We start from the raw sequence: 4,291 nt of genomic DNA on the forward strand, positions 1-4,291 counted from the left end.
CACGCTGTCGGTGGGTAGCGGTGGCAACGGGGTGGGCAGGACGATGTTGGGGGGGGCACGATGTTGCCGAACCCGACCTGTGTGCCCGTGCTGAGCACGTAATTGCCGGCATCCGGGCCCGTCAGGCTGTTGACGATACTGACCGGTTTAGCGTTCCCGATCGTGGGATCAGCAAAGGTTGCCATTTGATTCAAGGTCACTTGGTCGTTGGGCAGTACATTGCCCAAGGTGCTACTCACCACGGCGGTCAACGTGCCGTCAAACACCTTCGGACTGACTTGAAGGCCGTTCACATTCAGGGTGGCCGGGGTGATGGTGGCGCTGGTGCTGAGGGTCGGTGTCGCCAGCACGTAGTTACCCGCATCGGCACCTGTGAGGGTGTTGGTGACAGTGACCGCTTTACTCGGGCCCACATTCTTGTCGATGAAGAGGGCTGCCTGGTTCAGGCTGACTTGATCGTTGGCAAACACGGGCGCGAGTGCACCCGGCGTGATCAAACTGGCTTGCAAGGTGGCGTCGTAGACCTTGGTGGGGGCAACGACGGTGCCGTTGACGTTGAGCGTGGCCGGAGTGATGGTGGCGGTGGCGCTGAGGCTGGGTGTGCTCAGCACGTAATTGCTCGCATCGGGGCCGGCCAGCGTGCTGTTGACCATGACAGGTTTGTTTTGACCGACGTTCTTGTCACCGAAGGCGGCAAATTGAGTCACGCTGACCCCGTCATTGGCTAAAACCCCACCCAAGACACCGGGCGTGCCGATGGTTGCAGCCAAGGTAGCGTCATAAATTTTGTTGGCCACGGCCGTACCGTTCAGGGTCAGAACAGCGGGAGTGATGTTGCTCGTGCTGGCAAAACTGGGTGTGTTGAGGAGGTAGTTACCGGCATCCGGGCCTGACAAGGTGTTGGTGACCGTCACGGGTTTGGCGCTGCCGACGTTCTTGGTCGTGAACTGGGCGGATTGACCAAGAAACACAAAGTCGTTACCCAAAACGGTCGAAAGCGTTCCGGGGGTGCTGATTGGTGCCTGCACGCCGGCGTCGTAGACCTTGCTGGCGATGGCGGTGCCGTTGACGTTCAGCATGGCGGGTGTGATCGCCGCCGTGGTGTTGACGCTTCGATTGGCAAGGATGTAGTTGCCCGCATCCAAGCCGCTCAAGGTGTTGGTCACCGTGGCGACTTGGGCGGTGTTGACGTTCTTGTTGGTGAACAAGGCGGTCTGGCCAAGCAAGACCTGATCGGTGCCAAGAACGGTGGCGAGGGTACCGGGCGTGCCGATGGCTGCCGTGAGGCTGGCGTCGTAGACCTTGGGGGCGACGACAGTGCCGTTGACGTTCAGCGTGGCCGGGGTGATGGATGCGATGGTGGCTTGCGTGAGCGTGTTCAGCACATAGTTGCCTGCTGAAGCGCCGCCCAAGGTGTTGATGACGTTGACCGGCTTGTTGGTGCCGACGTTCTTATCAAGGAAGCTGCCGCTTTGTTGCAAGACCAAGGTGTCGCCTGGGATCACCCCGGTGCCGGCGACGGTGCCCAGCAACGTGCCGCCCGTGAGGGTTGCCGTGGTGGTGGCGTCATAGACTTTGTTGGCGGCGGTGGTGCCGCTGACGGTCAGGGACATCGGCGTGATTTGGCCGATGCCGAGCGCGGTGGCGGTGGTCGAGGCCATTTGATAGCCGTAGACCGGGGCCAAGCCGTTGCTGGCGGTGGCACTGATGCCGCTTGCCGTGACTTGGAGACCGGTGGCGACGTTCGGGGCGGGCGTTGCGTAGTTGGCGCTCAAGGCACTCAGCGCGACCACGTCGCCATCCACCGCGCCTGTGGCGGTCAAGAGCAAATTGGTGATCGGGGCGGTGGCGTTGCCGTCGTAGGTCTTGAGGGCTGCGCCGCTCAAGCTGGGGCTCAGCAGTGGGGCCAAGCTGTAGAACAAGCCGTTGCCCGTGGCTTGTGCCGGGGTGGTGACGCCGTAGGTGGCGTTGTACTGCTTGAAGCCGTAGACCAGCCCACCGCGCGTATCGGCGGCTGGGTTGGCCGACCAGACTTGCCAGTTGCCATTGGGGGTAGACAGGGCGTTGGCGCCTGCGTTGTTGACGAAGCTTTGACCGGCCACCATCACCAGCGCACTGGCGCTGGCGGCGTTGGAGGTTATCGGTGCATTGAGTGTCAGGGTGTTGCCCGCGTTGAGCGTGAGCGCACCATCCACCACCACCGGAGCGTTGACCGTGATGGCGTTGGTGGCCGCCAAGGTCAACGTACTGCCCAGCGGGGCCATGGCGGCGAGTTGCGCTGGGGTGTAGTCGGGCATCAAGCCGGTGGTCGCAGTCACGACCCACGCTGCGCCGAAGCCGCCGGCGTAGTTCGAGCTGAGGATGACAAATCCCCCGGTGCTCAAGGGGATGAGTCCATCCCACCCCAAGTTGTCGTTGGCCAAGGTGCCCATGAGCGACGGGGTGCTGCCTACCGTGCCGACGCTGCCGAGCGTGCCGTCGCCCAAGCTCACCGCCCCGGTGTTGGTGATCGCACCGTTGGACCACATCGGACTGCTGATGGCGTAGTTGCCGTTCGTCAAGGCGGCGATGCCCCCAATGCCCAGCAAGTCACCGGCGACATTGCCGATCAGCGAATTGGCGGCACTGACGGTACCAACGCTGGAGGCGGTGCCTGACATCCATGTCACTGCGCCAAGGGTGCCACCCCAGAGGGGGCTGTTGACAACGTAGTTGCCGTTGGTCAGGGCGGTGATCCCGCCTCGTCCCAGTCCATCCATGCCTGAACCGATCTTGTCGCCGGGTTGTGCCCCCACAAGGGAACTCAAGGGACTCACGGTGCCGGGATTGGTGTTGCCAAGGCCATCCATCCACGTGATGGCTCCAGTATTCGCACTCCACAGTGGGCTGTTGACCACGTAGTTGCCGTTGGTCAGGGCGGTGACACCCCCAAAGCCCACCTGATCGCCGGGTGTGGTGCCGACGAGCGAGTTAGCGGCACTGACGGTACCGGAGCTCGCGATCAGGCCATTCATCCAGGTGACGGCACCGAGATTGCCGGCCCATGTGGGGCTGCTGACGGCGTAATTGCCGTTGCTGAGTTTGGTGACGCCCCCAGAGCCGACCAGATCACCGGCAACGGTGCCAAACAGCGTTGAGATCAAGGCGCCGGTGGTGCCGTTGTAGAGGTAGACCGCGCCGGTACTGCCGATACCCCCAAAATTGTCATTGGGTGAGGCCACGACGATGTTGCCGCCGCCGACTTCAACGGTGCCCCCTGAACCATGCTGATCGGCCGCAGCGGGATTGGGATTGGCCAGATCGATGTAGCTCAGGGTGGTGCTGGCGGGTCCAATGACGATGTTGGTGGGGTCGAGCAAGGTCTGGCCGCCCAAGCCCGGATCGGTCGAGCCGCCCATGTAGAGCGTGCCCTTGCCCGAGATCTCGATGAAACCCTTGGGACCTGTGGTGGCGGTGGCCGCAAAGCGGGTATCGGCTTGCGACATCAGCACAATTCGCCCGGCTTCACCCATGGCGCTCAAATGCGCTCCGGCCACGCTCAGTAGTCCGGTGGTTTGGATGTCAATCTGCCCACCGTTTTGGCCGCCGTTGGCGTGGCTGGTACCCGAGAGGTAGGCCGTTTGCTCGCTGCTCAAACTGATCTGTCCGCCGGTGGTGGCGCCATCGGCGCTGATCTGCGCCGCTTGGGTTTGCAGCAGGGTACTGCTGGCACTGATGTGTACTTGACCCCCGGTGCCGAGGCTGCCGTTGGCTTGAATGAGGCCGTCTTGCAAGACGCTGCGCCCACTCAAGCTCACCAGCCCGCCGTTCAGGCCCGACGCATCCAGCGTGCCGGCTTGATGCACCACATCGCCCACCAGTTCGATACCGCCGTCGCGCATCACCAAGCCTTGAGCAGGCACGACACCTTGGGTGTTGACCACGGCGATGTCACCGGTGTTGGTCACCAGTCCGCCCAGCAAGCTGACGAAGCCGCCCGCATCGGCGTGGATGGAGCCGTCGTTGCGCACTGACCCAGCTTTGCCCGTGAAGTGCGGTGTACCGGCCATGAAGTCAGCATCCGGGGTGTCCATGGTGGTCGCCAAGAGACCATGGACATTGACTTGCGCTCCCGGTGCGAAAAGCACGCCGTTGGGATTGATCAGAAAGACTTGGCCGTTGGCCTTGAGTTGGCCAAAGATTTGGCTGGGCTCCGCCCCCATCACCCGGTTGTGCGCGACCGCTTGCTCGGCTTAGCCGCTGGGGATCAAGACTGGGTGGTGGTCGGCAGCACGCCGGAGGCGATGCTGGC

At 62.9% G+C, this 4,291-nt stretch carries 1 protein-coding gene; it reads right to left on the reverse strand.

Annotation, left to right across the window (positions count from 1 at the left end):
* Nucleotides 1–4,202, reverse strand: a 4,202-nt coding sequence (locus LEPOCDRAFT_RS01865; protein ID WP_009453511.1) for a YDG domain-containing protein, incomplete at its 3' end; no start/stop codon positions are given.
* Nucleotides 4,203–4,291 lie beyond the last annotated feature (89 nt).

The sequence above is a fragment of the Leptothrix ochracea L12 genome (assembly GCF_000262525.1).